The organism is Enterobacter cloacae complex sp. SHL001 (assembly GCF_049236825.1).
In the GTDB taxonomy this organism is placed as follows: domain Bacteria; phylum Pseudomonadota; class Gammaproteobacteria; order Enterobacterales; family Enterobacteriaceae; genus Enterobacter; species Enterobacter hormaechei_C.
In genome coordinates, this window is record NZ_JBMKIP010000004.1 from 248,170 (window position 1) to 274,249 (window position 26,080).

Sequence of the window (26,080 nt, forward strand, 5' to 3'; positions counted from 1 at the left end):
CTGTTTTCATTATTTTGATGAGACACAGTAACGCACTTCCCCGGTGGTTCTCAAACGAGAAAAAGCCAGTCACGAGGACTGGCTTGAGTTTGTTTAATAAATATTGCGTTTGCTACGGGCGACGTCGACCCGTAAACAGGCTGACCAGGAACAGAATAATACCGACGACGAAGACAATTTTCGCTGCCCATGCCGCGGTACCCGCCAGTCCACCAAAGCCCAATGCGGCGGCAATTAACGCGATAACCAGAAATATAATGCCCCAACGAAACATAAGCCTCTCCTTTACCATAGTTAATGTCGGCCGCTAAACGTGAGCGCTCAGGTCACTCACCGGCTTTTCCAGAATCGTTTTTATTTCGCCCGCGGTTTTCAGCCTGCGGGCGAATGGTACTGCTTTACTTCGTTTTCAGATCGTTTTTGACGCTTTTCACACCATCAATAGCTTTCGCAATTGACTCGGCACGATCGCTTTGTGCCTGATTCTCTACCGTACCGGACAGCTGGACCACACCATCGGTGGTTTCAACTTTCACCATACGGGATGGCACGATGTCGTCAGCTAACAGTTTAGCTTTGATTTCGCTGGTAGTTGCTGCATCTCCGGCATAGCCCTTCACCGACGATTCTTTGCTGTCACGTACGTGCAATTTGTCGCTGACGGAGCTTACGCCCTCAACGCCTTTTGCCACTTTAACGGCTTCTTCAGCCTGGGTCTGGCTTTCAACGAAACCGCTCAGGGTGACAACCTTGTTGTCGGTTTTAACAGAAATATCGGTGCTCTTGATGGATTCGTGATCCACCAGTGCGGCTTTCACTTTTGCTGTGATTGAGCTGTCATCCATGAAATTACCGACTTTATTCATAGAGCTATCGATTTTTTCCCCTGCGGTATTGGCGGAATTTTGCGCTTTATCCATGGTGCTGGTTTCCGCCAGAGCAGAACCGCTTACCAGGACACTACCCAATGTTACGGCCAGCAGAGTTTTAGAAATCTTCAGTCTTGTCATATTCATCGATTTATTCCTGTGTTTTGCCCATTATTTGGGCGACATACTTCCCTAATCTTGGTTTTATATATTGCGAATTAACACCGGGGCAAAATGGAGAACCAATGGACATGCATTGAACAGTTAATTCATCCACGCCCGGTGCTAAACACTGAGTTAAATATAGATCACAATCAGAGGGGTGCATTCAGAATTGGGGAAAAAACGAACGAATAGCGAAAAATTGCGGTGAATTAAGAACATTCCGCAAGGGTTTAATAACACAGGAATTAAAGAAGAGCACGGCGGCTGCCGTGCTCTGAAAGGAAATTAATGCTCGCGCGTTTTGCGGAACTGAACATCAGGATAACGTTCCTGCGTCAGGTTCAGGTTTACCATGGTTGGGGCGATATAGGTCAGGTTATCGCCACCGTCCAGCGCCAGCTGAACTTCGTTCTTACGTTTAAATTCTTCGAATTTCTTCACGTCAGAACACTCAACCCAGCGCGCCGTCGCCACGTTCACCGATTCGTAAATCGCTTCCACGTTGTACTCACTCTTAAGACGGGCAACCACCACGTCGAACTGGAGCACACCCACCGCGCCCACGATCAGATCGTTGTTGGCGATTGGGCGGAACACCTGTACCGCGCCCTCTTCGGAAAGCTGGACCAGGCCTTTCAGCAGCTGCTTCTGCTTCAGCGGATCGCGCAGGCGAATGCGGCGGAACAGTTCTGGCGCGAAGTTAGGGATACCGGTGAACTTCATCATTTCGCCTTGCGTGAAGGTATCGCCAATCTGAATGGTACCGTGGTTGTGTAAACCAATGATGTCACCCGGATAGGCTTCTTCTACATGCGAACGGTCGCCCGCCATGAAGGTCAGCGCGTCGGATATCACTACGTCTTTACCGATACGGACCTGACGCAGCTTCATGCCCTTTTCGTACTTACCGGAAACCACGCGCATAAAGGCGACGCGGTCGCGGTGTTTCGGGTCCATGTTGGCCTGAATTTTAAAGACGAAGCCGGAGAACTTCTCTTCCTTCGCTTCTACTTCGCGGGTGTCGGTTTTACGCGGCATCGGCTGCGGGGCCCACTCAACCAGACCGTCGAGCATATGGTCAACGCCGAAGTTGCCGAGTGCGGTACCGAAGAAGACCGGAGTAATTTCACCGCTCAGGAACAGCTCTCTGTCGAACTCATGCGACGCGCCTTTAACCAGCTCCAGCTCATCGCGCAGCTGGGCGGCCAGCTCTTCACCGACAGCGGCGTCCAGCTCCGGGTTGTCCAGACCTTTCACAATGCGGACTTCCTGAATGGTGTGGCCCTTACCGGTCTGGTACAGGTAGGTTTCGTCTTTATAGAGGTGGTAAACCCCTTTGAACAGCTTGCCGCAGCCAATCGGCCAGGTGATTGGCGCGCAGGCAATCTTCAGCTCGTTTTCCACTTCATCCATCAGCTCCATCGGATCACGGATGTCACGGTCGAGTTTGTTCATAAAGGTGAGGATCGGCGTATCGCGCAGACGGGTGACTTCCATCAGCTTGCGGGTACGATCTTCAACACCTTTCGCGGCGTCGATCACCATCAGGCAGCAGTCCACCGCCGTCAGCGTACGGTAGGTATCTTCGGAGAAGTCTTCGTGCCCCGGGGTGTCCAGCAGGTTCACCAGGCAGTCGTGATACGGGAACTGCATCACGGAGGTGGTAATCGAAATACCACGCTGCTTTTCCATCTCCATCCAGTCGGATTTAGCATGCTGGCTGGAGCCACGGCCTTTAACGGTACCCGCGGTCTGGATCGCCTGTCCGAACAGCAACACCTTCTCGGTGATGGTCGTTTTACCGGCATCCGGGTGCGAGATAATGGCAAAAGTGCGGCGTTTGGCCACCTCTTGCAGATAAGGAGACAACGTCATAATCAATTCTTCTTAGGTAAGCGCGGCAGCAGGCCGCGCATCATGGAATACGAAAAATGCGGCTATTTTACCCATCAACAGGGGGCAGGCAATCATTGTTTACACAGGAGCTGCTCCAGTTCGTTCAATGACGTAACGGTCCAGGTCGGCTCGATGCCTTCCGGCAGCGTGCGACCATGCGCATTCAGCCAGACGGTCGACAGGCCCGATCTCATACCTCCCAGAATATCAGATTCTGCCGTATCCCCCACCATCAGCACGCGATCGCGGTCAGGATTGCCCGCTTGCGCCAGCGCATAATCGAAAATACGCGGATCCGGCTTCGGTACGCCCACCTCTTCGGAGATCACCAGCGCGTCGAAATGATCGCGCAGGCCGGTGCGTTCAAGGCGGATCTGCTGAAGCGCGGTAAAGCCGTTGGTAATGATCCCAAGCTTCACCTTCCCTTTCAGCGAATCCAGCAGAGAAACGGCGCCGGGCAGCGGCGCGCAGATATCCGCCATCGCATTCAGGAAGGCCTCGTTCAGCGCCCCAGGACTGACGTTTAACCGTTCAGCCCACACGTCAAAACGCTGATGCTGAAGCTGTAACGCGGTGATGGCTCCGTTCTGGTAATCCACCCACAGCGGTTTGTTCACCGCCTGATAGTCCTGAAAATCTTCCGCGGTGAACGTCACGCTATAGTCGAGAAACATCCGCTGTAGGCCGCCGAACGAGTCAAACGTAAACAGCGTTTCGTCGGCATCAAAGAAAATCCAGTCCCATTTCATCGTTACAACCTTATTTTCGTTATCCAATCGGCAGAGCCATGATAATGGCGTCTTCACGTCCCTCTGCGGTGGGGTAGTAGTTACGGCGGATAGTCGCCTCGTTGAAGCCTAAGCTTTCATAGAGCGCGATGGCGGCGACATTGGACGCGCGCACCTCCAGCCACAGGGTGAAAACGTCACGGGTTTCCAGCTCACGAATGAGGTGCTCAAGCAGTTCCCTGCCCAGCCCGCGGCGCTGGTAAGCGGGATCGACCGCAATATTAAACAGCGTCGCCTCGTCCAGAACGACCTGCGTGATGGCGAACGCAGCCATCGCACCGTCAACGTCCAGGCGGAGATTTAAATAGCGTTCGCCCTGATTGCTGGCAAACGTCTTTTCGCTCCACGGAAAGGCATGGGCGCGGGTTTCAATCGCGAACGCGGTGGTCAGGTCAGCCGTCGTGAGGGAAGAAATCGTGTTCATATTCGCAAATTTGTTGCCATAGCGCGCTACGCGCTTTTGGGTTGGCTTTCAGTTCGTCCAGCGCTGGCGAACTGATCTGGCTTCCTTCAAGAGGTAGCTCGTCCACCGCCCCGATTCGCCAGCTGTTACAGCGGCTGTCAGGGGGAAGCATCGCGACGCTTTCAGGCGCCAGCTGTAATACCTGATCGCGGGTCACCTTCAGGGTGCGAAGGACATCCTCAATCAGGGGCTCGTTCAGGGCAGGCGGCGCTTCTGCCACCATCACCAGGCGGACATGCGCAGGTATGGAGATGGCTATTTCGCCCCGCAACGCCGTCGGGCGACGCAAAGCCCACTGGGTAATGCCCAGCTGCTGCAACTGCCAGTCTCGTCGGGATGTCATAGCGAAAACTCCTGTCTCTCAGGCGCGCAAATATAGCAAATGTGTCGAAACTGCGCCATCTACCTACTATAATCCCCGCCTGAGTTTATTGAGGAACAATTCATGTCTGCATTTACCCCGGCAAGTGAAGTCTTGCTGCGTCACAGTGATGATTTCGAAGAAAGCCGTATTCTGTTTGCCGGAGATATGCAGGATGACCTGCCCGCGCGTTTCGACTGTGCTGAAAGCCGTGCCCACACCCAGTACTATCACCACTGGCAGGTGCTGAGCCGCCAGATGGGCGAGCGCGCGCGCTTTAGCCTGGCGGCGGAGCAGAGCGATATTGCTGACTGCGATACGCTCATTTACTACTGGCCGAAAAACAAGCCGGAAGCCCAGTTCCAGCTGATGAACCTGCTTTCTCTGCTGCCGGTCGGCTGCGATATTTTTGTTGTCGGTGAGAACCGCAGCGGGGTGCGTAGCGCAGAGCAGATGCTCGAAGCCTGGGCGCCGCTGACGAAAATCGACAGCGCCCGTCGCTGCGGACTGTACCATGGTCGTCTGGAAAAACAGACCACCTTCGATGCCGACGCTTTCTGGGACGAGTACCAGCTCGACGGCCTGACCATTAAAACCCTGCCGGGCGTGTTCAGTCGTGATGCGCTCGATACGGGCAGCAAGCTGCTGCTGTCCACCCTGACGCCTCACACCAAGGGCAAGGTGCTGGACGTCGGCTGTGGCGCGGGCGTGCTGTCAACGGTTCTCGCCAGCCACTCACCAAAAGTGCGTTTAACCCTGTGTGACGTGAGCGCCCCGGCAGTAGAAGCCAGCCGCGCCACGCTTGCTGCGAATGGCATAGAAGGTGACGTGTTAGCCAGCAACGTCTTCTCCGACGTGACCGGTCGCTTTGACATTATCATCTCTAACCCGCCGTTCCACGACGGAATGGAGACCAGCCTTGAAGCGGCGCAAACGCTGATCCGTGGCGCAACCCGTCACCTCAACAGCGGCGGTGAGCTGCGTATCGTAGCGAACGCCTTCCTCGCGTACCCGAAAGTGCTGGATGAAACCTTTGGCTTCCACGAAGTGATCGCCCAGACGGGCCGCTTTAAGGTCTATCGCACCGTGATGACGCGCCAGGCGAAAAAGTAAACCCCCGGTCCGGCGATGGCTGACGCTGCCATCGCCCATTTTTGCAGCAATCAAAACAACGTGCGCAATTTTCTGTTGACGTAAAGCTGAAAACATCTAGAATGCGCCTCCGTGGTTACGATACTTTTACAGTGTCGATGGTATGCGAAGGTGGCGGAATTGGTAGACGCGCTAGCTTCAGGTGTTAGTGTCCTTACGGACGTGGGGGTTCAAGTCCCCCCCCTCGCACCATAAATCACGTTGATATTGCTCGCACTGGGCGAAGGTGGCGGAATTGGTAGACGCGCTAGCTTCAGGTGTTAGTGTCCTTAGGATGTGGGGGTTCGAGTCCCCCCCCTCGCACCAACGAGGCGATATCAAACCAGTAAGATGACTGTGCGAAGGTGGCGGAATTGGTAGACGCGCTAGCTTCAGGTGTTAGTGTCCTTACGGACGTGGGGGTTCAAGTCCCCCCCCTCGCACCAATTATCTTACATCCCCTCAGCAGTGCCTCCTGTTTTTCCCTTTTATTTCAAACTCATCAGAATCACCAGCAGTCCACTGATTAGCGCAACGCATGATGGCAGCAGCACGTAATGCCGTAACTGTTTGTGCCAGATCATTGCGGATGTCACCAGCAAGCCTGAAACAATCATTGCTTTCCAGACATCAATGGGGAGATCGGCAAACATTAGCCCACCGATAATGGAACCAGGCAGTAATATTCCCCACCCACTTCCCAGCGCTTTGCTCAACATGGTTTCACCTCTCGCACTGATAATGATAACCAGTATCATATGATAGTAATTATCACTTGTCAGCATACGACGTAAGAAATTGCGCCAGCAATTGCTTTCCCATAATGACAGAGAATGTGTAAGGTGATAAATTGCCCACCTGTTAACTTCCGATAAAGTTTTTCTGATAATAAAAATTCAATTTTGTAGCGCCCAATATTACACAACAACACCTTGCTCATTGTTTTAATTGAGTTTTAATAAAAACGCACGCATATGACATCACAATCCTGGCTGTCTTTAGTCAACAAGAAATATCAGCTATCTTTACGTTTGTTTTTATTTCTGAACGCCGCGTCAGCATTGTTCTCGGTAACAAACCCTCTCTATTCCGTGCGTGTGTTATCAGTCCCGCTCTTTGCCGTACTGACTATCAGCACAGGCTTACTTATCTGGCACTGGAAAAACAGCACGCGAAAAATAAATATCCCTGTTGTTTCAGCTATTTTTGGTCTTTTATGGGCCTGGCAGATCGTCTCTAAATTTCTGTTAATCACGCACGATCACGCGACCTATTTAATGATGGCGCTATTAACAGTGCTTTTTATAGGGTCTCTGGCGTTCGCGAGTAATATTAAAGCCTTTACGTTACATTCATTTCCCGCTTTTATATCCTGCCTGTGGCTTAGTCCGTCCGAAAACTGGCTGAGAATGGCCTATTTTTTCGCGCTGCCGGTGGTCGCCATTGGTATCCATCATGTTCTTCAGCGGCGCAATGACCGTTTCGCCCAGGAGCTGCTTTCCGAACTGCTGGAGGAGCGCGAAACCCTGACCGATCTCAGCATGATGGACCCGCTCACTGGCCTATATAACCGTCGCGGGCTGCAAAGCCGGCTGGAGAATCTCCCCAGGCCTGACGCTGGCGAGCACTTCGTGCTGCTGATGGATATCGACCACTTCAAAGCCTACAACGACCATTACGGCCATATGATGGGCGATCAGGCCTTGATCAGGGTCTCGGCTGCGATACGCGACGCCGTGCGCTCACGCGATGTTGTCGCCCGGTTTGGCGGGGAAGAATTTATGGTGCTGTTGAGTAACATCCCGCTGGAGCAAGCGCGACAGACGGCTGAACGCATACGTCAGAAGGTTTACGATCTTAAAATCCCCCATATGTTTAACGAAAGCGTCGCCACTAACGTGACCATCAGCATCGGCATCGCCATGTTCGAAGGTGAAGACGTTGAGGGCGCGCTGGCGAAAGCCGATAAAGCCCTCTATGAAGCCAAGCATATGGGACGTAACAGCATTCTGCTGAGCGAAGAGCTTCATACCGCCTGAAACCGCCTTCACAGCGCCAGGATAAAACGCTTGCGCTCGGTTTTATCTATAGTTAGGATTGGCAATCATTATCATTTAGATTTGTAATCCACGCTATGGCGACTCGTACCGCACACATCGTTGAGCCCCTGCTCTGGCGAGCTCCACTCTCCGCCGGGGAAACGACGCTTGCGGATGCCATTCGGGAAAAAATTGCCGTAACGCGCGCCCATCTGCTGGATTTCATCAAACTGGATGAAGCACCGCCGCATCATGCTCTGACGCTGACTGAGTGGCAACGCCCTGCGGAGCTGCGGTCACTGCTGGCAACCTATTCCGACCATATTTATCGTAACCAACCTACCCTGACGCGGGAAAACAAACCGCTGTTATCCCTCTGGGCACAGTGGTATATCGGGCTGATGGTGCCGCCTGTCATGCTGGCCCTGTTGACCCAGGAAACGATGCTCGATCTCTCGTCGGAACATTTCCATGTTGAGTTTCATGAAACCGGGCGTGCTGCCTGTTTCTGGATTGATGTACACGAAGATCCGAGCGCGAGACACCTGTCAGCGCAGGCGCGTATGGAACGGCTGATTACAAGAGCGCTGGTTCCGGTCATTGATGCGCTGGAAGCGACGGGAGAGATTAACGGCAAACTGATCTGGAGTAATACCGGGTATCTTATCCACTGGTATTTAACGGAGATGAAGCCGCTGCTCGGCGACGAGAAAGTGGATGCACTGCGTCAGAGCTGTTTCTTTGCCAGACAGCTGTCGGATGGACGGGATAACCCTCTTTACCGCACCGTGGTTCCGCGTGAGGGACTTCTGGTACGTCGTACCTGCTGTCAGCGCTACCGTTTGCCGGACGTCCAGCAGTGTGGCGATTGCACGCTTAAGTAGTCTGGCCCGGCCTGAAACCCGCAGAGAGAGGGAACAAACATTAAAAACGGCAACCTGCGTTGCCGTTTTGCTTTTACCTAAGCGACCTGCTGATTTTCCTCTTCTCCATTACGCTGTGCTTCTTCCGCTTCCTGCTGAAGCAACTGTTTCTCGTACACCTTGAAGAACGGGAAATAGATAATGGCGGAAACGCAGGCCAAAACCAGCACCAGAATGGCTGCACGGAAATCCCAGCCCAGCGCCCAGGCGGCACCAACCGGAGCCGGTGCCGTCCACGGCACAACGGAAATCACGCGGCCAATCAGATCAAACTTCATCGCTGCCCATGCCAGCACGGCATTAACCATCGGCGCCAGCAGGAAAGGAATAAAGAACACCGGGTTCATCACAATCGGCGTACCGAAAATCACCGGTTCATTGATATTGAAAATGCTTGGTACCACGCTCAGACGTCCAATGGAGCGCAGGTGCGCGGAGCGGCTACGCAGATAGCAGAACACCAGCCCCATCGTCGCCCCCGATCCGCCGATAACGATAAAGAACGTCCAGAAGGCTTCCATAAAGATGTGTGGCAAAGGCTGGCTCGCCGCCAGCGCGGTCTGGTTCGCCCCCAGGTTTGTCAGCCAGAACATTTGCAGCATCCCGGAGACAATCGCCGCGCCGTGGATCCCGGCAAACCACAGCAGGTGGCCAATCAGCACCGCCAGCAGGATCGCAGGCAGCGAGTCAGCCGCAGAGACCAGCGGTTTGAATATCGACATGATGGCCTGTGGGATCAGCATACCGAACTGCGACTGGATCAGCAGGCTCAGCGGGTATAGCGTGAGCACCACTACCAGCACCGGGATCAGCAGGTCAAACGAGTTTTTGATCATCGGTGGAACCTGGTCTGGCAGGCGGATCCCGATATTGTGTGCTTTCAGGAAACGCATCATCTCAACGCAATAGATCGCCACCAGAATCGCGGTGAAAATACCGGTCCCTCCCAGGCTATCCACCGGTAAAGCGCCTTTGGTTTTAGGGGCGGCGACCAGCAGGAACGCCATCAGCGACAGCATCGCGCACATGAACGGATCCAGCTGATGCGTTTTAACGTAATGTTTGCCCAGGTTGTAGGCAATAGCCGCACAGATATAAAGGGACATCACCCCCATTGTCATATCAAACGGCGTCAGAATTTGACCTTCAAACTGCTTCGCCATATCCAGCCAGGCGCGAGCAAAACCCCAGGTGGTATCTGGCGAAAAAGGCGGGTAAGCGAACACTAATAAAAACGAGCCTACAATCATAAACGGCATCGCTGAGATAAACCCGTCACGAATAGCCATAACGTGACGCTGGGAAGAGATGCGCCCGGCAATAGGGCTGACATAATTTTCAACGAAGCGGAAAATCAGATTAAATGCAGCGTGGTTGGCAGACATAGCAGATCTCCTGTCAGACGTTCGTTTTGGACGCTCTCACGTCACACGTTGTTCCATACATCAGCGTCACAACCTTGCCGGATCGTGTACCTGCGGTACTGCTCAAACGGAATGGTTTCATAATTAGCTCTTATTATTAGATACAGGGGAAGTTACACACTTAGTATTAATCTCTGCATCACGCTCTGCAACCGGTTACTGTAACCGGTTTCTGTGAATGTGAAGGCGATCCAGAAATCGCCCCTGACGGATATTTGTTACTTAAGGGATATTTACAGCGACTAAATTCTTATGACAGATTACGCAGGATATTTGTCAGGAGGAATCAATGAGTTTGCAGTCTGTACAACAGTTTTTTGCCGAACACGCTCCGGATATAGAGATCATTGAGCTTAACCAAAGCACAGCGACTGTTGCCCTTGCTGCTGCCGCGCACAACGTTGAACCCGGCCAAATTGCCAAAACGCTGTCACTGAAAATTAAAAATGACGTGATTCTGGTGGTTGCAAAAGGCGATGCGCGTCTGGATAACAAAAAGCTTAAAGAGACATTCGGCGCAAAAGCCCGCATGCTCAGCAGCGATGAGGTAGTCACCCTGACGGGTCATCCTGTTGGCGGCGTCTGCCCTTTCGGACTGGAAAATCCGCTCTCTGTTTACTGTGACATCACATTAAAACAGTACGCGGAAGTGTTACCCGCAGCGGGTGCCATCCACAGTGCGGTGCGTATATCGCCCGACAGAATGGCGGAGCTGACCGCAGCAAAATGGGTCGATGTCTGCATTTAAACGTTGCGCCAGAAGAACTCTGGCGCACCACTTAACGCTGAGAGAATGAAGGAACGGTGAGAGCTGAACGACGCACTTCCCGGGCAGGGAGATGCGCCAGGATATCCGCCGCATCCAGTAATCCCACGTCAGAATTGACGCCCAGCTTTACCATTGCGTTAAACTTATGCGCCCGGATGGTTTTAATATTGCGTTCAAGCTGCGCCGCAATTTCAGGGATTGAAAAACCCGATGACATATAACGTAGTATTGCCCTTTCGGTTGGGCTTAACATACGATTCTGGCTAACACACCAGTGATTGTACATGTTGTCATTCACCTGATGCGTTTCGCTGAGTAATGTCTCCAGCCCCTCCATCAGCTGCTTTAGCGGAACCGATTTACTGATTATCCCATGCAGGCGAGAAGGCGAAAGATGGCTGACCAGCCTCGCCTCCATTTCGTCAGAGGCCAGCACGATACGCTGGACGTCGCTGTGGGTGAAGGTAAGATCCCGTAAACAGGCCAGACAGTTTCTCCGCTCTTCACGCTCATCAGACAGTGAATAGATAACCGCATAGAATGAGATATCCGAGAGCGCCGCTTTAAAGCTGGCGAATCTGCTAAACAGGTGCACCTGGTAATGGCTCAGGGCGGGCATCGCAAAGAGATGCTTCAGCCCTACAGCGCTCATTGAGCAGCTTTCGATGACGGCGATATGTCTTGTTGCAGTGGTCTTTTCCATTCCTCAAACTCTCCATAAGCCGACATTAAACTGAGTTCTCGCATTCCCTGGGTACTGCTTATCCACGCGTACATATCGGCATTACTGCGAAGTGATAAGCGGCGCATTGCACTGTTTTTCTGTGCACTGATCGTTTTATTACTTTTATTCAGCAGCGTGGCTATTTGGTTGATTCCCCAACCTTTACCTAATAAACGCAACACCTTGCGTTCAGAGTGGGTGAGCGCAATCATTTGCTCACTCTCTTCTTCAATATCGGACGTTTCCGGTATTAATAACGTCTGGCTTATTCGCTCGGCACGTTCACTGCCCGCGCGAATAGCGTTAATAACGCCTTCGATCGGTTCCATATCCGAAAGCAGCGTGCTTTCCGGACGCATAAGAAGCTCTACTGCAAGTGGATAAAGGGGACGCGAGACAAGGAATATCCAGTGAATGTCCCGATACTGATTCATTAATCCATAATACTGCTCAAGCGTGCCGCGAGGATTACGATACTCACCTGAAATATCGGCAATAACAACCCCAGCGCGACGCAATTGTAGTAGCGTCAACTCCTGCATCGAACGGCAGTACGTTATTTCAAAATCAGGAAAATGACGCGTCATGACGCCACCTAGCCCATTTTGCATAACTGGCACTCTACTAATCACCACTCCGTGTTTACCATTCAATGGCAACATAGACCCTCCCTGTCATGAATTCATTATTTAAGAACGAACTAACCCTACGAGTTTAAACACGCTTGCATCCCTCAGTACAAAACGGCTTAATACTCGCAAATCAGAAGAAATATCACATGGGTTAAGAAACGCCCAATACTGGCTTAATATCGCATAAAGACCACAAAACTTTAATTAAGATTGCGTGAAAAGATTGAAAATATGAAATTAGAAATACTTAATATATTGTCTTTATAAATCTCTATTTTTATATTCATTAAACAAATAGAAAGTGCGGTTTTCTCCCCCTGCTCACGCGACTGATTGCACAAATGTTGATCTGGCCCAGCGCAAAGGGCCCTGCCCTTTGTGTTAAAAGTAAGCAATCTCTCTTCTCTTCAGGGCGTTTCATGCAGGCAGATCGGTCTAAGCAACGTGCTACCACGCGGCTATGTATTCAGTGCGGGCTTTTTCTCTTACAACACGGGGCAGAAAGCGCCCTCGTGGAAGAACTTTCCACACGCCTTGGGCTGGCGCTGGGGATGGACAGCGTTGAGAGCTCCATCTCGTCAAATGCCATTGTGCTGACCACCATTAAAGACGGACAGTGCCTGACCTCCACCCGTAAAAATCATGACCGCGGCATTAACATGCACGTCGTGACGGAAGTGCAGCACATCGTGATCCTTGCTGAACACAAGCTGCTCGATCTGAGGGAGATAGAGAAACGCTTCAACCAGATCAAACCTCTCCGGTATCCACGCTGGCTGGTTGTGCTGATGGTGGGACTCTCCTGCGCCTGCTTCTGCAAGCTCAACGCGGGCGGCTGGGACGGCGCTGTCGTGACCTTCTTTGCCAGCAGCATCGCAATGTATGTCCGCCAGTTGTTGACGCACAGGCAACTGCATCCGCAAATTAACTTCTGCATCACGGCGTTCGTGGCGACAACCGTATCCGGCCTGCTTTTGCGCCAGCCTTACTTCGCCAGCACGCCTACTGTTGCGATGGCCGCCAGCGTATTGCTGCTGGTGCCGGGTTTTCCCTTAATCAACGCCGTCGCTGATATGTTCAAAGGCCACATCAACACCGGTCTGGCGCGCTGGGCGATAGCCAGCCTGCTGACGCTGGCGACCTGTATCGGGGTGGTAATGGCCATGACACTCTGGGGGTTACGCGGATGGGCGTGATGGATTTTCTGCTCGCACTGGCGCAGGACATGCTCCTGGCAGCCCTTCCCGCCGTTGGCTTTGCGATGGTGTTTAACGTACCACAGCGTGCATTACCCTGGTGTGCGCTGCTGGGTGCCATTGGCCACGGCTCACGTATGATCATGATGACCTCGGGCTTTAATATCGAATGGTCGACGTTTATCGCCTCCATGCTGGTCGGCAGCATCGGTATTCAGTGGTCCCGCTGGTATCTGGCGCACCCGAAAGTGTTCACCGTGGCGGCAGTCATTCCTATGTTCCCGGGCATTTCAGCCTATACGGCGATGATCTCCGCCGTCAAAATCAGCCACTTTGGCTACAGCGAACCGCAGATGATCCTGCTTCTGAGCAATTTCCTTAAAGCCTCGTCGATTGTGGGCGCGCTCTCCATCGGCCTGTCGATCCCCGGATTATGGCTTTACCGCAAACGTCCACGCGTATAATAAAATCGCTTGCAATTATATCGTGCGCTATCTATATTCATTTCATGGACGCAAAAACGAACGACACTACCAACGCGCTTCTGCTGGATAACCAGCTCTGTTTTGCCCTCTATTCGGCAAATCTGGCGCTTAACAAGCTGTACCGGCAACTGCTGGCGCCGCTTAACCTGACTTACCCGCAATACCTTGTGATGCTGGTGCTGTGGGAGCAGGATGATATCACGGTGTCAGACATTGGCGAGCGGCTGTTCCTGGATTCCGCCACGCTGACTCCCCTGCTGAAACGCCTGGAAAGCGCAGGATTAATCTTCCGCCAGCGTTCCCGTCAGGATGAGCGTCAGGTCGCCGTCACCCTGAGCGACGCGGGTCGGGCGCTGCAACAGCAGGCCGTGACGATACCCCACGCCGTGGGCTGTGCAGCGCAGTGTGATACCGACACCATGTTGGCGCTCAAGCAACAGCTCGAACTTTTGCGCCAACAGCTTCATCGCGCGTAAGGCTATACTTTACGCGTCTGATTCTAACTTAATACATCGCGCGCTATTTAATAGTGCATATAAACGTAAGATGAGGAACCTGCCATGTCTTTAGAAAAAGTTGTCTACACTGCCAAAGCCAAAGCAACTGGAGGCCGTGATGGCCGCGCAACGTCTTCCGATGGCGTTCTGGATGTCAAACTGGGTGTGCCAAAAGAGATGGGCGGCATGGGGGGTGAAGTAACCAACCCTGAACAGCTGTTCGCTGCGGGCTACTCCGCCTGCTTCCTGGGCGCAATGAAGTTCGTTGCGGCACGCGACAAATTCGCTCTGCCAAAAGACGCCTTTATTGAAGGCGAAGTGGGGATTGGCCCGCTGCCAACCGGTTTTGGTATCGAAGCGAAGCTGAACATCCACGTTGAAGGGATGGACGCAGCGGAAGCCAAAAAACTGGTGGATGCAGCGCATATCGTCTGTCCGTACTCTAACGCGACGCGCGGCAATATCGACGTGACGCTGAACATCATCGCGTAAACTGCCGCCTGTGATTTTAGCCCCGGTAAGCGTAACGCCGCCGGGGAAATCCTCTCCTTTCCTCCCCCTCTCTCTGTGCTACCATAACCCTCAATCACGTCCGTAGTAATCAGTTGAGAAAGTGTTATGTCCTCCAGAATCCTGACCACCAGCATTGCTGGCATTGATGCCTTTATGCGCGATCCTCGCGGTGTGTTGACGCACGCCGAAGGCGGCACGCTCGCGGTATTTGCCGACAACGCCCCGGCGTTTTATGCGGTCACGCCGGAACGTCTGGCGCAGCTTCTGGAAATTGAAGCGAAGCTGTCGCGTCCGGCGAGCGATGTCATGCTGGATAATCAGTTTTTTGACGAACCCGCCAGCGCCCCGGTGGCCGTTCCAATGGGGAAATTTCCCATGTACGCCGGTTGGCAGCCGGACGCCGATTTTCAGCGGCAGGCGGCCTTATGGGGAATAGCCCTCGCGCAGCCCGCGACGCCAGAAGAGCTGGCGGCCTTTACCGCTTACTGGCAGGCTGAAGGAAAAGTCTTCCACCATGTTCAGTGGCAGCAAAAGTTCGCGCGCAGTCTGCAAATCAACCGCGCCAGCAACAATGGCCAGCCAAAACGTGATATCAATGCCTTTTCAGAACCGGACAAAAAAATCCCTGATGGATTCCGAGGTGCGAAATGAAAAACGTCGGCGACCTGATGAAACGTTTGCAGAAGATGATGCCCGCCAACGTGAAGCCCGCCTTCACCACCGGTGAAGAGCTGCTGGCATGGCAAAAAGAGCAGGGTAAAATTCGCGCGGCTGCCCTCGCCCGCGAAAACCGCGCGATGAAAATGCAGCGCACCTTTAACCGCTCGGGCATTCGCCCTCTGCACCAGAACTGCTCCTTCGAGAATTATAAGGTCGAGTCACAGGGGCAGATGAACGCCCTCAACCAGGCGCGCCAGTACGTGGATGAATTTGACGGCAACATTGCCAGCTTCATCTTTAGCGGAAAACCCGGCACGGGGAAAAATCACCTTGCGGCCGCTATCTGCAACGAGCTGCTGCTGCGCGGGAAGTCAGTGCTGATTATCACCGTTGCCGATATTATGTCCGCCATGAAGGACACCTTCAGTAACCGCGAAACCAGCGAAGAACAGCTGCTGAATGATTTGAGTAACGTGGATTTGCTGGTCATCGACGAGATCGGCGTCCAGACGGAGTCCCGCTACGAAAAAGTGATCATCAATCAGATTGTCGATCGCCGTTCGTCGTCAAAACGCCCAACCGGTATGCTGACGAACCACAATATCGACGAGATGACCCGACTTCTTGGCGAGCGGGTGATGGATCGCATGAAGCTGGGTAACAGCCTGTACGTCATCTTCGACTGGGACAGCTATCGCAGCCGCGTCACCGGCAAAGAGTATTAAGATATTTCCAGGGAGCACCGGAAGAGCAGAGGTATATACTGAACCCACTTTTGGCCCAAAACGGACCTTGTTGAGTAAATCATTATGAAAAAACAGTTCCTTATCAGCATCCTTACTGGCGCCCTGCTGGTGACTGGCGCAGCGCAGGCCGCATCATGGCAGGAGTCGCTCTCCAGCGCAGCAAGTGAGTTAACCAAAGAGAGCGGCACTTCCCAGGGCGGGCTGTCAGCCTCGTCCCTCACCGGCCTGCTGAGTAACAGCTCCCAAAGCCTGAGCGCCGGAACGATGAACAACGCGGCGGGCATTCTGGAATACTGCGCGAAGCAGAAACTGGCTTCCGTTACCGATACCGAAAACATCAAAAACCAGGTGCTGGGTAAACTGGGTCTGGACACCCAGGAGCAGAAAGCGGACACCAACTATATGGACGGTATTCAGGGTCTGCTGAACGCGCAAAATGGCCAGCAGCTGAACCTCAGCACCCTTGGAAATTCATCTCTGGCGAAACAGGTGAAAACGAAAGCCTGCGATCTGGTGCAGAAACAAGGCGTTAATTTCCTGTCCTGATCGCCTCCCATTTTCTGCCACAACACGCCGGGTTTATTACGTTAGTCTTACACCGCGGCGTGAAGTGCGTTTTTTTACCCCCTGCCACCACCTCAGCCTCCGTGTGCCACGATGCGACTGTATTCAAAAATCCGATTTTATAAACCAAATCCTAACAACAGCACACTTTCGTGACACTAAAATTGCAGCTAAGCGACATCGCAATTACATTGTATTACCCAAAAAATAAGCAATTAGCCGGCTAAGCGTCCGGCATGATGAGGATCTGCTGTTGTCAGAGTTAATGTCCCTTGTCCTTTTCCTGGCTTCCATCGGCATTTATGCCTGGAAAGCCGGTCGTCACACCTGGTGGTTTGTGGCCACCCTGGTGGTGCTCGGCATTTTTATTGTTTTAAACATTACGTTATATGCCAGCGATTACTTTACCGGCGACGGTATTAACGACGCGGTGCTCTACACGTTGACCAACAGCCTCACCGGCGCTGGTGTGGGTAAGTACATCCTTCCGGGTCTGGGGCTGGTGGTCGCCCTGGTGGGCATCTTCGCCGCGCTGGCCTGGGTTCTGCGCCGTCGCCGTCACCGTCCGCATCATCATGGCTACAGCCTGCTGGCGCTGTGCCTGGCGCTGGCCTCCGTGGATGCCAGCCCGGCATTCCATCAAATTACCGAGCTGGTAAAATCCCAGTCGCGCGATGGCGATCCGGACTTTGCGGCCTATTACAAAGAACCCTCGAAGAAGATCGACAATCCCAGACTCAACCTGGTCTATATATACGGCGAAAGTCTGGAACGCACCTATTTTGATAACGATGCTTTCCCGAACCTGACGCCAGAGCTTGGCGCGCTGAAAGACCAGGGCCTCGACTTCAGCCACACCATGCAGCTGCCCGGTACGGATTACACCATCGCCGGGATGGTGGCCTCTCAGTGCGGCATTCCGCTGTTCGCCCCGTTTGAAGGCAACGCCTCCGCCTCAATGTCGAGCTTCTTCCCGCAGAATATTTGCCTCGGCGATATCCTGAAAAACTCGGGCTATGAAAACTACTTTATGCAGGGCGCTAACCTGCGCTTTGCCGGGAAAGATGTGTTCCTGAAATCTCACGGTTTCGATCACTTGTATGGTTCCGAAGAGCTGAAAACCACGGTGGCCGATCCGGCCTACCGCAACGACTGGGGCTTTTACGACGATACCGTTCTGGATGAAACCTGGAAGAAATTCGAGGAGCTTTCCCGCGCCGGTAAACGCTTCTCGCTGTTTGCGTTGACCGTTGACACGCATCATCCGGATGGTTTCGTCTCACGCACCTGTAAACGTCAGGGCTATGACATTGACGGTAAAAACAACAAGTCGTTCAGCGCCGTGACCTGTAGCCAGGAGCATATCGCGGCGTTAATCGAGAAAATCAAAGCGTCGCCGTATTTCAAAAATACGGTCATCGTCGTCTCATCTGACCATCTGGCGATGAAAAACAGCGCCTGGGATGAGCTGAATAAGCTGGATCGCAGCAACCTGTTCTTTGTGCTGCGCGGCGATAAACCGCAGCAGGAGATCATTGCCGCTAAACGTAACTCGATGGATAACGGCGCTACCGTGCTGGATATTCTGGGTGGCGATAACTTCATTGGCCTGGGCCGCAGTACGCTGTCGGGCCAGTCCCTGTCGGAAATTTTCCTCAACATGAAGGAAAAAATCCTCGCCTGGAAGCCGGATATCATTCGTCTGTGGAACTTCCCGAAAGAGATAAAAGACTTTACCATCGATCAGGATAAAAAAATGATCGCGTTCTCCGGCAGCCATTTCCGCCTGCCGCTGCTGCTGCGCGTGTCGGATAACCGCGTCGAGCCGCTTCCGGAAAGCGAATACTCCGCGCCACTGCGCTTCCAGCTGGCGGAATTTGCCCCGCGCGATAATTTCGTCTGGGTCGACAAATGCTACAAAATGGGCCAGCTCTGGTCGCAACAGCTGTCGCTGTCCACCGACTGGTGCGTTTCTCAGGGGCAACTCGGCGGCGAGCAGACCGTGCAACACGTTGACAAACCGCAGTGGCAGGGAAAAACCGCGTTTAAAGATACGGTTATTGATACCGCACGCTATCAGCGCAACGTAGACCTGCTGAAAATCGTCGACAACGACATTCGTTATAAAGCAGACAGCTTCATCTTTAATGTTGCCGGCGCACCGGAAGAGGTGAAGCAGTTCAGCGGTATTTCACGGCCGGAATCCTGGGGGCGCTGGTCTAACGCGCAGTTGGGCGATGAGGTGAAAATTGAGTATACCCATCCGCTGCCGGAGAAATTCGATCTGGTGATCACCGCCAGGGCATTTGGTCCCAACGCAAACCGTCCTATACCGGTGCGCGTCGGTGATAAAGAACAGACGCTGACGCTGAGCAATGACGTCACCACCAGCACGCTGCACTTCGATAACCCAACGCGCAGCAATACGCTGGTCATTGTGCCACCCGATCCGCAGTCCACTAACGAAGGGAATATTCTCGGTCACGCTCCGCGCAAGCTGGGGATCGGCATGGTGGAGATTAAAATTGTGAGCAGCGCTGGCTGATGACGGCGTTAACTCTTCGCCCGACGCGCATCGACGACGTCGCTGCCCTGCCCGCCATTGAACGCGCGGCGGGGCAGCGGTTTCGCGACGTTCCTGAGCTGGCCTGGCTGGCAGACAATGAGGTTATTTCTGTTGAAGATCACCTCGGTTACGCCGGACGCGGATTAAGCTGGCTGGCGCTGGCTGACGACAGGCCCGTGGGCTTTATTCTCGCCGAAGCTCATCCATCGACGCTGTTTATTGTGGAACTGTCGGTTCACCTGGACTGGCAGGGACGAGGTCTTGGACGCCAGTTAATCGCCCGTGCCGCCGCGCATGCCCGCAGTCTGGGGCTGAACTCGCTGACGTTAACGACGTTTCGTGATGTCCCGTGGAATGCGCCCTTCTACAGGCGATTAGGGTTTGAAATGATGACGACGCTGACGCCGGAACTGCGCCAGAAACGCGAGGAAGAGACGGCGCACGGTTTAGCGTATGGTTCCCGCTGCGCCATGCGCCTGCCTCTGTAAAATCGCCCGGTGGCGCTGCGCTTACCGGGCCTACAAAACCCAATTCCGCAGCCGCCACCCGGCGAAACGCACAATCCGTAGGCCGGGTCAGGCGCAGCCGCCACCCGGCAAAACGCACAGCGTCAGAACGTTTCCCAGTTATCGCCCGCATCTGCGGTAGCCGGTTTACGCGCTACTACCGGTGCGGCAACGCTTTTCGCCGAGGCGAACTCGCGCGCCTTCATCTGTTCCTGCTGAATACGGAACACCGCAACGGCCTGCGTCAGACGGCTCGCCTGCTCTTCCAGTGCCGCGGCCGCCGCCGCAGACTCTTCCACCAGCGAGGCGTTCTGCTGCGTCACGCGATCCATCTCAGCCACCGCCAGCCCAACCTGGTCAATACCGCGGCTCTGCTCGTCAGACGCAGACGCGATTTCGCCCATGATATCCGTCACGCGCGTTACCGCATTCACGATCTCACCCATGGTTTCACCCGCGCTTTCAACAAGCGTTGAACCAATTTCCACGCGCCCCACGGAGTCTTCAATCAGGCTCTTGATCTCGCGAGCCGCCTGGGCGCTGCGCTGCGCCAGGTTTCGGACTTCACCTGCAACCACCGCAAAACCACGCCCCTGCTCGCCCGCACGCGCCGCTTCTACCGCCGCGTTCAGCGCCAGAATATTGGTCTGGAAGGCAATCCCGTCGATCACGCTGATGATATCGGCGATTTTCTGCGAACTGCCGGCGATGTCACGCATGGTCTGCACCACGTTATCCACCACCTTGCCGCCTTTCTGCGCGGTTTCAGACGCGCTCAGCGCCAGGTTGCTCGCCTGACGGGCGTTCTCGGCGTTCTGCTTCACGGTGGCAGTCAGCTGTTCCATGCTGGCGGCGGTCTCTTCCAGAGAGGCAGCCTGCTGTTCGGTACGGGATGAGAGATCGTTATTGCCCATCGAGATTTCGCTCGCACCGCTGTAAATAGCGTTGGCGCCGTTACGCACGTCACCCACGGTACGCACCAGCTCGCCCTGCATATGGCGCAGGGAGTCAGCCAGTACCCCCATCTCGTTGGAGCCTTCCACGTCGATGCGCTTCACCAGGTCGCCGCTGGCGATATGACGAATGCTGTCAATCAGACGGTTCAGCGGCGAAATCAGCGCCTGACGAATACCCAGCCAGACGGCAACAATCACCACCAGCACCGCAGCCAGCACGCTAATCAGCACCCAGATAGCCTGGCGGTAAGAGCTGTTGCTGTCTTCAACCGCGGTCTGATACAGCGCGTCGTTCTGTTGCAGATAGTTGACGTACTGCTTCTCAAAGCCATCCTGATAGCTCTGGGTCGGCTGGTCGAAGAACTCATTGATTTTGCCCGCCCCCAGCAGCTGGATCAGCTCAGCCAGCGCGCCATGGTAAATATCGTAATTACGTTTGATTTCCAGTGCCGCAGCGTCGCTCTGACGCGGGTCGCGCGGCAGCGCTTCGTAATCCGCCCAGTTTTTTTCCGCCTGTTTCAGAGACGCAGAGGCAATCTGCATCAGCTCGGCGACGGTTGAGCCGCTGCCGATATTGTTCTGATCCATCATATAGCGGATACCCGCGCGGTTCAGGGTGTTACGGGTTTGCAGCAGCGCCACCCAGCTACCGTTCAGGGTGGATTGTTGCTGGCGAATGGTTTGCAGGATGGTGAAATTCTCTTTGTCATGCTTCAGGGCATTGAAGAAAAGACCACCAGACGTGAGTTGTAAAAGGCCAAATATCGCTAAAACCAGCAGTAAGCTGGTGACAATCTTGATTCGGTTTAACATGTTTTCTCTTTCCTCAGGCAGATACAGAATATTCGGCCTGGCATGAGAAAACTTTACGAAAATCATCCTGGAATTTAGGGTTTTTACGCTTCGTCCCTCGCGGCGATATGTCGGTTTCCAAGTTCAATAAACTCTTCCAGCAGCGCCGTGAGCTGCTTCATCTTCTCAGGCGTATATTCCGCCTCTATCTGCTGGTACGCCTCTTCCACCTGAGCCTGAGCACGCTGGTACAGCGCGTTGCCTTCTTTCGTCAGCGACACGTACAGCTTGCGCTGGTCAGTCACCGGTTTTAAGCGCAGCACCAGACCGTCGCGCTCCATCCGCGTCAGAATGCCGGTCAGGCTTGGGCGCAAAATACAGGTGCGGAACGCCAGATCGTGAAAATCCATGGAGGGATGCTCGGCCAGCACGCGGACGATACGCCACTGCTGCTCGGTCAGATTATGCCGCTTCACTATCGGGCGGAAGTAGCCCATCGCCGCTTCACGCGCCTGCAACAGCGCGATGGTTAATGAGTCATGCATCATCTACCCCTTACATCATTAACAAATAAACAATTAAAAACAGATGCTTTTATAGACAACACGTTTTAACCCAAAAAGTCTAACAGAAACAAAGCTATTTTTTTAACTTATTGATTTAAATATATATTAACCCTTTTATGTAAATTTATTGTTATTTGCATCACAAATTATTCACTTCTGATTGCGAAACGAACAGCAAAAGCATAAAACCAGATCATTAACATATTAATGAAATCAAAACCGGACAGCCGGTTTGAGGAGTATGGGAATGAAAGGTACTGTTTTTGCCGTAGCGCTAAACCACCAAAGCCAGCGTGTGGCCTGGGCTGAGGCGTTTGAAAAAGCCCCCTATAACGCGCCGCCAAAAACGGCGGTGTGGTTTATCAAGCCACATAACGCTGTTATCCGCGCAGGCGAACCGATTCCCTTCCCGCAGGGAGAAACCGTGTTAAGCGGCGCGACGGTGGCGCTGGTGGTGGGCAAAACCGCCAGCAAAGTACGCGTTGAAGAGGCAGCGGCGTACATCGCCGGCTACGCGCTGGCTAACGAAATCAGCCTGCCGGAAGAGAGCTTCTACCGTCCGGCGATCAAGGCCAAATGCCGGGATGGATTTTGCCCGCTCGGCGAACCTGTCGCCGTTGATAACGTGGATAATCTGACCATCATCACCGAGATCAACGGCCGCGAAGCGGACCACTGGAACACGGCCGATCTGCACCGCAACGCCGCCGAACTGCTGAGCGCCCTGAGCGAATTTGCCACCCTGAACCCCGGCGATGCGATATTGCTCGGCACTCCGCAAAGCCGCGTCGAAGTTCGCCCGGGCGATCGGGTACGTATTCTGGCAGAAGGATTTCCGCCGCTGGAAAACCCGGTGGTGGAGGAACGCGACGTTGCCATCGCTTCGCGCACGCCGCCGCACGCCACGCTGTTCGCCCTCGGCCTGAACTACGCCGATCACGCCAGCGAGCTGGACTTCAAACCGCCCACCGAGCCGCTGGTGTTTATCAAAGCGCCAAACACCTTTAACGGCGACAACCAGACCTCGGTGCGCCCAAACAACATTGAATACATGCATTACGAAGCCGAGCTGGTGGTGGTCATCGGCAAAACCGCGCGCAAGGTCAGCGAAGCCGAGGCGATGGAGTATGTTGCGGGCTACACGGTGTGCAACGACTACGCCATCCGCGATTATCTCGAAAACTACTATCGCCCGAACCTGCGGGTGAAAAGCCGCGACGGGCTGACCCCCATCAGCCCGAACGTAGTGCCAAAAGAAGCCATTCCTGACCCGCACAACCTTCGTCTTCGCACCTACGTCAACGGTGAACTGCGTCAGGAAGGCACCACGGCAGACCTGATCTTCAGCATCCCCTACTTGATTGCGTATCTGAGTGATTTCATGACCCTGCAACCGGGCGACATGATTGCCACCGGCACGCCGAAGGGGCTGTCCGACGTGGTGCCGGGCGATGAGGTAGTGGTGGAAGTGGAAGGCGTAGGCCGTCTGGTAAACCGAATTGTCAGTGAGGAGACTGCAAAATGAAAAAGATTAACCACTGGATCAACGGTAAAAACGTCGCCGGAAGTGAGTACTTTCAAACCACTAACCCGGCCTCCGGCGAGGTGCTGGCAGAAGTGGCCTCAGGCGGCGAAGCCGAAATCCATCAGGCCGTTGCCGCCGCCAAAGAGGCGTTTCCGAAATGGGCCAACCTGCCGATGAAGGAGCGCGCGCGCCTGATGCGTCGCCTGGGGGATCTGATTGACCAGAACGTACCGGACATTGCCGCGATGGAAACCGCCGACACCGGCCTGCCGATCCACCAGACCAAAAACGTGCTCATTCCGCGCGCCTCGCACAACTTCGAGTTCTTCGCCGAGGTGTGCCAGCAGATGAACGGCAAAACCTACCCGGTCGACGACAAGATGCTCAACTACACCCTGGTGCAGCCGGTGGGTGTCTGCGCGCTGGTGTCGCCGTGGAACGTGCCGTTTATGACCGCCACCTGGAAGGTCGCGCCGTGCCTGGCCTTAGGGAATACCGCGGTGCTGAAGATGTCTGAACTCTCCCCGCTGACCGCTGACCGTCTGGGCGAGCTGGCCCTCGAAGCGGGCATTCCGGCGGGCGTGCTCAACGTGGTGCAGGGCTATGGCGCCACGGCGGGCGACGCGCTGGTGCGTCATCATGACGTGCGCGCCGTCTCCTTCACCGGCGGTACCGCCACCGGGCGCAACATCATGAAAAACGCCGGGCTGAAGAAGTATTCCATGGAGCTGGGCGGCAAATCGCCGGTGCTGATTTTCGAAGACGCAGACATCGAGCGCGCGCTGGACGCCGCCCTGTTCACCATTTTCTCCATCAACGGCGAACGCTGCACCGCCGGCTCGCGCATCTTCATCCAGCAGAGCATCTACCCGGAGTTCGTCAAACGCTTTGCCGAGCGCGCCAACCGCCTGCGCGTGGGCGACCCGACCGATCCGAACACCCAGATTGGCGCGCTCATCAGCCAGCAGCACTGGGAAAAAGTCTCCGGCTATATCCGCCTCGGCATTGAAGAGGGGGCAACCCTGCTGGCGGGCGGCCCGGACAAACCGACCGATCTACCTGCGCACCTGAAGGGCGGCAACTTCCTGCGACCAACCGTGCTGGCGGATGTCGATAACCGCATGCGCGTGGCGCAGGAGGAGATCTTCGGGCCAGTGGCCTGCCTGCTGCCGTTTAAGGATGAAGCGGAAGGCCTGCGCCTGGCGAACGACGTGGAGTACGGCCTGGCATCTTACATCTGGACCCAGGACGTCAGCAAAGTGCTGCGTCTGGCGCGCAGCATCGAAGCGGGCATGGTGTTCGTCAACACCCAGAACGTGCGCGACCTGCGCCAGCCGTTTGGCGGCGTGAAGGCCTCCGGCACCGGGCGTGAGGGCGGCGAGTACAGCTTCGAGGTCTTCGCGGAGATGAAGAACGTCTGTATCTCCATGGGTGACCATCCGATTCCAAAGTGGGGGATCTGACCATGGGTAAATTAGCGTTAGCGGCAAAAATCACACACGTTCCGTCAATGTATCTCTCTGAACTGCCGGGCAAAAACCACGGCTGCCGCCAGTCGGCCATCGACGGGCATAAAGAGATCAGCAAGCGCTGCCGCGAGCTGGGCGTGGACACCATTATCGTCTTCGACACCCACTGGCTGGTGAACAGCGCATATCACATCAACTGCGCGGACCATTTTTCGGGCGTCTACACCAGCAACGAGCTGCCGCATTTTATTCGCGACATGACCTACGACTACGACGGCAACCCGGAACTCGGCCAGCTGATTGCCGACGAAGCGGTGAAGCTTGGCGTTCGCGCCAAGGCGCACAACATCCCGAGCCTGAAGCTGGAGTACGGCACGCTGGTGCCGATGCGCTACATGAACGCGGATAAGCACTTCAAAGTGGTCTCCATCTCGGCGTTCTGCACGGTTCACGACTTCGCCGACAGCCGCAGGCTGGGCGAGGCCATCATCAGTGCCATCGAAAAATACGACGGCACCGTGGCGGTGCTTGCCAGCGGCTCGCTCTCGCACCGCTTTATCGACGACCAGCGCGCGGAGGAAGGGATGAACAGCTACACCCGCGAGTTTGACCGTCAGATGGACGAGCGCGTGGTGAAGCTGTGGCGCGAGGGTCAGTTCAAGGAGTTTTGCAGCATGCTGCCGGAGTACGCCGACTACTGCTACGGCGAGGGCAATATGCACGACACGGTGATGCTGCTGGGGATGCTCGGCTGGGACAAATACGACGGTAAGGTGGAGTTTCTCACCGAGCTGTTCGCCAGCTCCGGCACCGGCCAGGTCAACGCCGTTTTCCCGCTGCCCGCGTAAGGAGCCG

28 protein-coding genes and 3 tRNA genes are annotated in these 26,080 nt (G+C 54.6%); 19 read left to right on the forward strand and 12 right to left on the reverse strand.

Annotated features, from left to right (window positions below; genetic code table 11):
- Nucleotides 1–112 precede the first annotated feature (112 nt).
- The 6 genes from ACOTYH_RS13290 to ACOTYH_RS13315 form a co-directional block, all read right to left on the reverse strand.
- Complete coding sequence (locus tag ACOTYH_RS13290) at nt 113–274, reverse strand: DUF1328 domain-containing protein (RefSeq protein ID WP_003856556.1); 162 nt, start codon at nt 272–274, stop codon at nt 113–115.
- 124 nt (nt 275–398) lie between these two features.
- Complete coding sequence (gene osmY / locus ACOTYH_RS13295; RefSeq protein WP_015572610.1) at nt 399–1,016, reverse strand: molecular chaperone OsmY; 618 nt, start codon at nt 1,014–1,016, stop codon at nt 399–401.
- Nucleotides 1,017–1,319: 303 nt separating this feature from the next.
- A complete protein-coding gene (gene prfC / locus ACOTYH_RS13300) occupies nt 1,320–2,909 on the reverse strand; it encodes a peptide chain release factor 3 (protein ID WP_006810210.1) in 1,590 nt (529 codons plus the stop codon).
- 92 nt (nt 2,910–3,001) lie between these two features.
- Nucleotides 3,002–3,679 (reverse strand): pyrimidine 5'-nucleotidase, encoded by a 678-nt coding sequence (gene yjjG, locus ACOTYH_RS13305; protein ID WP_017383835.1) that lies wholly within the window; start codon nt 3,677–3,679, stop codon nt 3,002–3,004.
- 19 nt (nt 3,680–3,698) lie between these two features.
- Nucleotides 3,699–4,142, reverse strand: coding sequence for a ribosomal protein S18-alanine N-acetyltransferase (gene rimI / locus ACOTYH_RS13310; protein WP_003856565.1), 444 nt, complete (start codon nt 4,140–4,142; stop codon nt 3,699–3,701).
- Nucleotides 4,111–4,524 (reverse strand): DNA polymerase III subunit psi, encoded by a 414-nt coding sequence (locus ACOTYH_RS13315; protein ID WP_023295888.1) that lies wholly within the window; start codon nt 4,522–4,524, stop codon nt 4,111–4,113. Before ACOTYH_RS13315 ends, rimI begins: the two co-directional genes overlap by 32 nt.
- Before the next feature lie 102 nt (nt 4,525–4,626).
- Between ACOTYH_RS13315 and rsmC the strand changes: the two genes are divergently transcribed.
- The 4 genes from rsmC (at nt 4,627) to ACOTYH_RS13335 (ending at nt 6,119) form a co-directional block, all read left to right on the forward strand.
- Nucleotides 4,627–5,655: a 16S rRNA (guanine(1207)-N(2))-methyltransferase RsmC gene (gene rsmC / locus ACOTYH_RS13320; protein ID WP_063946161.1), complete on the forward strand. Its 1,029-nt coding sequence runs from the start codon at nt 4,627–4,629 to the stop codon at nt 5,653–5,655.
- A gap of 144 nt (nt 5,656–5,799) precedes the next feature.
- Nucleotides 5,800–5,886, forward strand: a tRNA-Leu gene (locus ACOTYH_RS13325).
- A 28-nt stretch (nt 5,887–5,914) separates the two neighbouring features.
- Nucleotides 5,915–6,000, forward strand: a tRNA-Leu gene (locus tag ACOTYH_RS13330).
- A 32-nt stretch (nt 6,001–6,032) separates the two neighbouring features.
- Nucleotides 6,033–6,119, forward strand: a tRNA-Leu gene (locus ACOTYH_RS13335).
- A gap of 42 nt (nt 6,120–6,161) precedes the next feature.
- Here the strand turns inward: ACOTYH_RS13335 and ACOTYH_RS13340 are convergent.
- Complete coding sequence (locus tag ACOTYH_RS13340) at nt 6,162–6,431, reverse strand: DUF1435 domain-containing protein (protein WP_026080652.1); 270 nt, start codon at nt 6,429–6,431, stop codon at nt 6,162–6,164.
- A 216-nt stretch (nt 6,432–6,647) separates the two neighbouring features.
- Here ACOTYH_RS13340 and ACOTYH_RS13345 point away from each other — a divergent pair, with 216 nt between their 5' ends.
- Both ACOTYH_RS13345 and fhuF read left to right on the forward strand, forming a co-directional pair.
- Nucleotides 6,648–7,712, forward strand: coding sequence for a GGDEF domain-containing protein (locus ACOTYH_RS13345; protein WP_003856569.1), 1,065 nt, complete (start codon nt 6,648–6,650; stop codon nt 7,710–7,712).
- 95 nt (nt 7,713–7,807) lie between these two features.
- Nucleotides 7,808–8,596, forward strand: coding sequence for a siderophore-iron reductase FhuF (gene fhuF / locus ACOTYH_RS13350; RefSeq protein ID WP_003856570.1), 789 nt, complete (start codon nt 7,808–7,810; stop codon nt 8,594–8,596).
- A 77-nt stretch (nt 8,597–8,673) separates the two neighbouring features.
- Here the strand turns inward: fhuF and ACOTYH_RS13355 are convergent, their stop codons facing one another.
- Complete coding sequence (locus tag ACOTYH_RS13355; RefSeq protein ID WP_003856571.1) at nt 8,674–10,020, reverse strand: PTS cellobiose transporter subunit IIC; 1,347 nt, start codon at nt 10,018–10,020, stop codon at nt 8,674–8,676.
- A gap of 328 nt (nt 10,021–10,348) precedes the next feature.
- Here ACOTYH_RS13355 and ACOTYH_RS13360 point away from each other — a divergent pair, with 328 nt between their 5' ends.
- Nucleotides 10,349–10,807, forward strand: coding sequence for a YbaK/EbsC family protein (locus ACOTYH_RS13360; RefSeq protein WP_003856572.1), 459 nt, complete (start codon nt 10,349–10,351; stop codon nt 10,805–10,807).
- Nucleotides 10,808–10,838: 31 nt separating this feature from the next.
- Here ACOTYH_RS13360 and bglJ read toward each other — a convergent pair whose 3' ends face one another.
- Complete coding sequence (gene bglJ / locus ACOTYH_RS13365) at nt 10,839–11,480, reverse strand: DNA-binding transcriptional activator BglJ (protein ID WP_017383840.1); 642 nt, start codon at nt 11,478–11,480, stop codon at nt 10,839–10,841.
- Complete coding sequence (locus ACOTYH_RS13370) at nt 11,477–12,214, reverse strand: helix-turn-helix transcriptional regulator (protein WP_017383841.1); 738 nt, start codon at nt 12,212–12,214, stop codon at nt 11,477–11,479. Before ACOTYH_RS13370 ends, bglJ begins: the two co-directional genes overlap by 4 nt.
- Before the next feature lie 389 nt (nt 12,215–12,603).
- On the opposite strand from ACOTYH_RS13370, the gene ACOTYH_RS13375 reads away from it, so the two are divergent.
- The 9 genes from ACOTYH_RS13375 (at nt 12,604) to ACOTYH_RS13415 (ending at nt 19,899) form a co-directional block, all read left to right on the forward strand.
- Nucleotides 12,604–13,380 carry a threonine/serine ThrE exporter family protein gene (locus ACOTYH_RS13375; protein WP_047637732.1) on the forward strand — a complete coding sequence of 259 codons (777 nt, stop codon included), beginning with the start codon at nt 12,604–12,606 and terminating at the stop codon, nt 13,378–13,380.
- Nucleotides 13,371–13,844 (forward strand): threonine/serine exporter, encoded by a 474-nt coding sequence (locus ACOTYH_RS13380; protein ID WP_015572605.1) that lies wholly within the window; start codon nt 13,371–13,373, stop codon nt 13,842–13,844. The genes ACOTYH_RS13375 and ACOTYH_RS13380 overlap by 10 nt, the downstream gene beginning before the upstream one ends.
- A gap of 44 nt (nt 13,845–13,888) precedes the next feature.
- Entirely contained in the window at nt 13,889–14,341 is a 453-nt protein-coding gene (locus ACOTYH_RS13385; protein ID WP_015572604.1) for a MarR family winged helix-turn-helix transcriptional regulator, read from the forward strand.
- An 84-nt stretch (nt 14,342–14,425) separates the two neighbouring features.
- Entirely contained in the window at nt 14,426–14,854 is a 429-nt protein-coding gene (locus tag ACOTYH_RS13390; RefSeq protein ID WP_003856578.1) for an organic hydroperoxide resistance protein, read from the forward strand.
- Nucleotides 14,855–14,980: 126 nt separating this feature from the next.
- Entirely contained in the window at nt 14,981–15,526 is a 546-nt protein-coding gene (dnaT, locus tag ACOTYH_RS13395) for a primosomal protein DnaT (RefSeq protein WP_003856579.1), read from the forward strand.
- Entirely contained in the window at nt 15,523–16,260 is a 738-nt protein-coding gene (gene dnaC, locus ACOTYH_RS13400) for a DNA replication protein DnaC (protein WP_003856580.1), read from the forward strand. Before dnaT ends, dnaC begins: the two co-directional genes overlap by 4 nt.
- 84 nt (nt 16,261–16,344) lie before the next feature.
- Complete coding sequence (locus ACOTYH_RS13405; protein ID WP_063946165.1) at nt 16,345–16,827, forward strand: DUF2501 domain-containing protein; 483 nt, start codon at nt 16,345–16,347, stop codon at nt 16,825–16,827.
- Nucleotides 16,828–17,098: 271 nt separating this feature from the next.
- Nucleotides 17,099–19,390 (forward strand): phosphatidylglycerol--membrane-oligosaccharide glycerophosphotransferase, encoded by a 2,292-nt coding sequence (gene opgB, locus ACOTYH_RS13410; protein WP_421637777.1) that lies wholly within the window; start codon nt 17,099–17,101, stop codon nt 19,388–19,390.
- Nucleotides 19,390–19,899 (forward strand): GNAT family N-acetyltransferase, encoded by a 510-nt coding sequence (locus ACOTYH_RS13415; RefSeq protein ID WP_045330226.1) that lies wholly within the window; start codon nt 19,390–19,392, stop codon nt 19,897–19,899. The genes opgB and ACOTYH_RS13415 overlap by 1 nt, the downstream gene beginning before the upstream one ends.
- A 122-nt stretch (nt 19,900–20,021) precedes the next feature.
- Here ACOTYH_RS13415 and tsr read toward each other — a convergent pair whose 3' ends face one another.
- Together tsr and hpaR are read right to left on the reverse strand one after the other, a co-directional pair.
- The gene (tsr, locus tag ACOTYH_RS13420) at nt 20,022–21,686 is read right to left on the reverse strand and encodes a methyl-accepting chemotaxis protein (protein ID WP_017383845.1); all 1,665 of its coding nucleotides are present in this window, start codon (nt 21,684–21,686) and stop codon (nt 20,022–20,024) included.
- A gap of 83 nt (nt 21,687–21,769) precedes the next feature.
- Nucleotides 21,770–22,210: a homoprotocatechuate degradation operon regulator HpaR gene (gene hpaR / locus ACOTYH_RS13425; protein ID WP_017383846.1), complete on the reverse strand. Its 441-nt coding sequence runs from the start codon at nt 22,208–22,210 to the stop codon at nt 21,770–21,772.
- Between the two features lie 268 nt (nt 22,211–22,478).
- On the opposite strand from hpaR, the gene hpaG reads away from it, so the two are divergent.
- Genes hpaG through hpaD form a run of 3 tightly spaced genes read left to right on the forward strand, consistent with a single transcriptional unit; the run spans nt 22,479 to nt 26,073 of the window.
- Nucleotides 22,479–23,756, forward strand: coding sequence for a 4-hydroxyphenylacetate degradation bifunctional isomerase/decarboxylase (gene hpaG / locus ACOTYH_RS13430; protein WP_017694558.1), 1,278 nt, complete (start codon nt 22,479–22,481; stop codon nt 23,754–23,756).
- A complete protein-coding gene (hpaE, locus tag ACOTYH_RS13435; RefSeq protein ID WP_017383848.1) occupies nt 23,753–25,219 on the forward strand; it encodes a 5-carboxymethyl-2-hydroxymuconate semialdehyde dehydrogenase in 1,467 nt (488 codons plus the stop codon). Before hpaG ends, hpaE begins: the two co-directional genes overlap by 4 nt.
- Nucleotides 25,220–25,221: 2 nt before the next feature.
- Complete coding sequence (hpaD, locus tag ACOTYH_RS13440) at nt 25,222–26,073, forward strand: 3,4-dihydroxyphenylacetate 2,3-dioxygenase (protein ID WP_032661486.1); 852 nt, start codon at nt 25,222–25,224, stop codon at nt 26,071–26,073.
- The last annotated feature ends 7 nt before the right edge of the window (nt 26,074–26,080 follow it).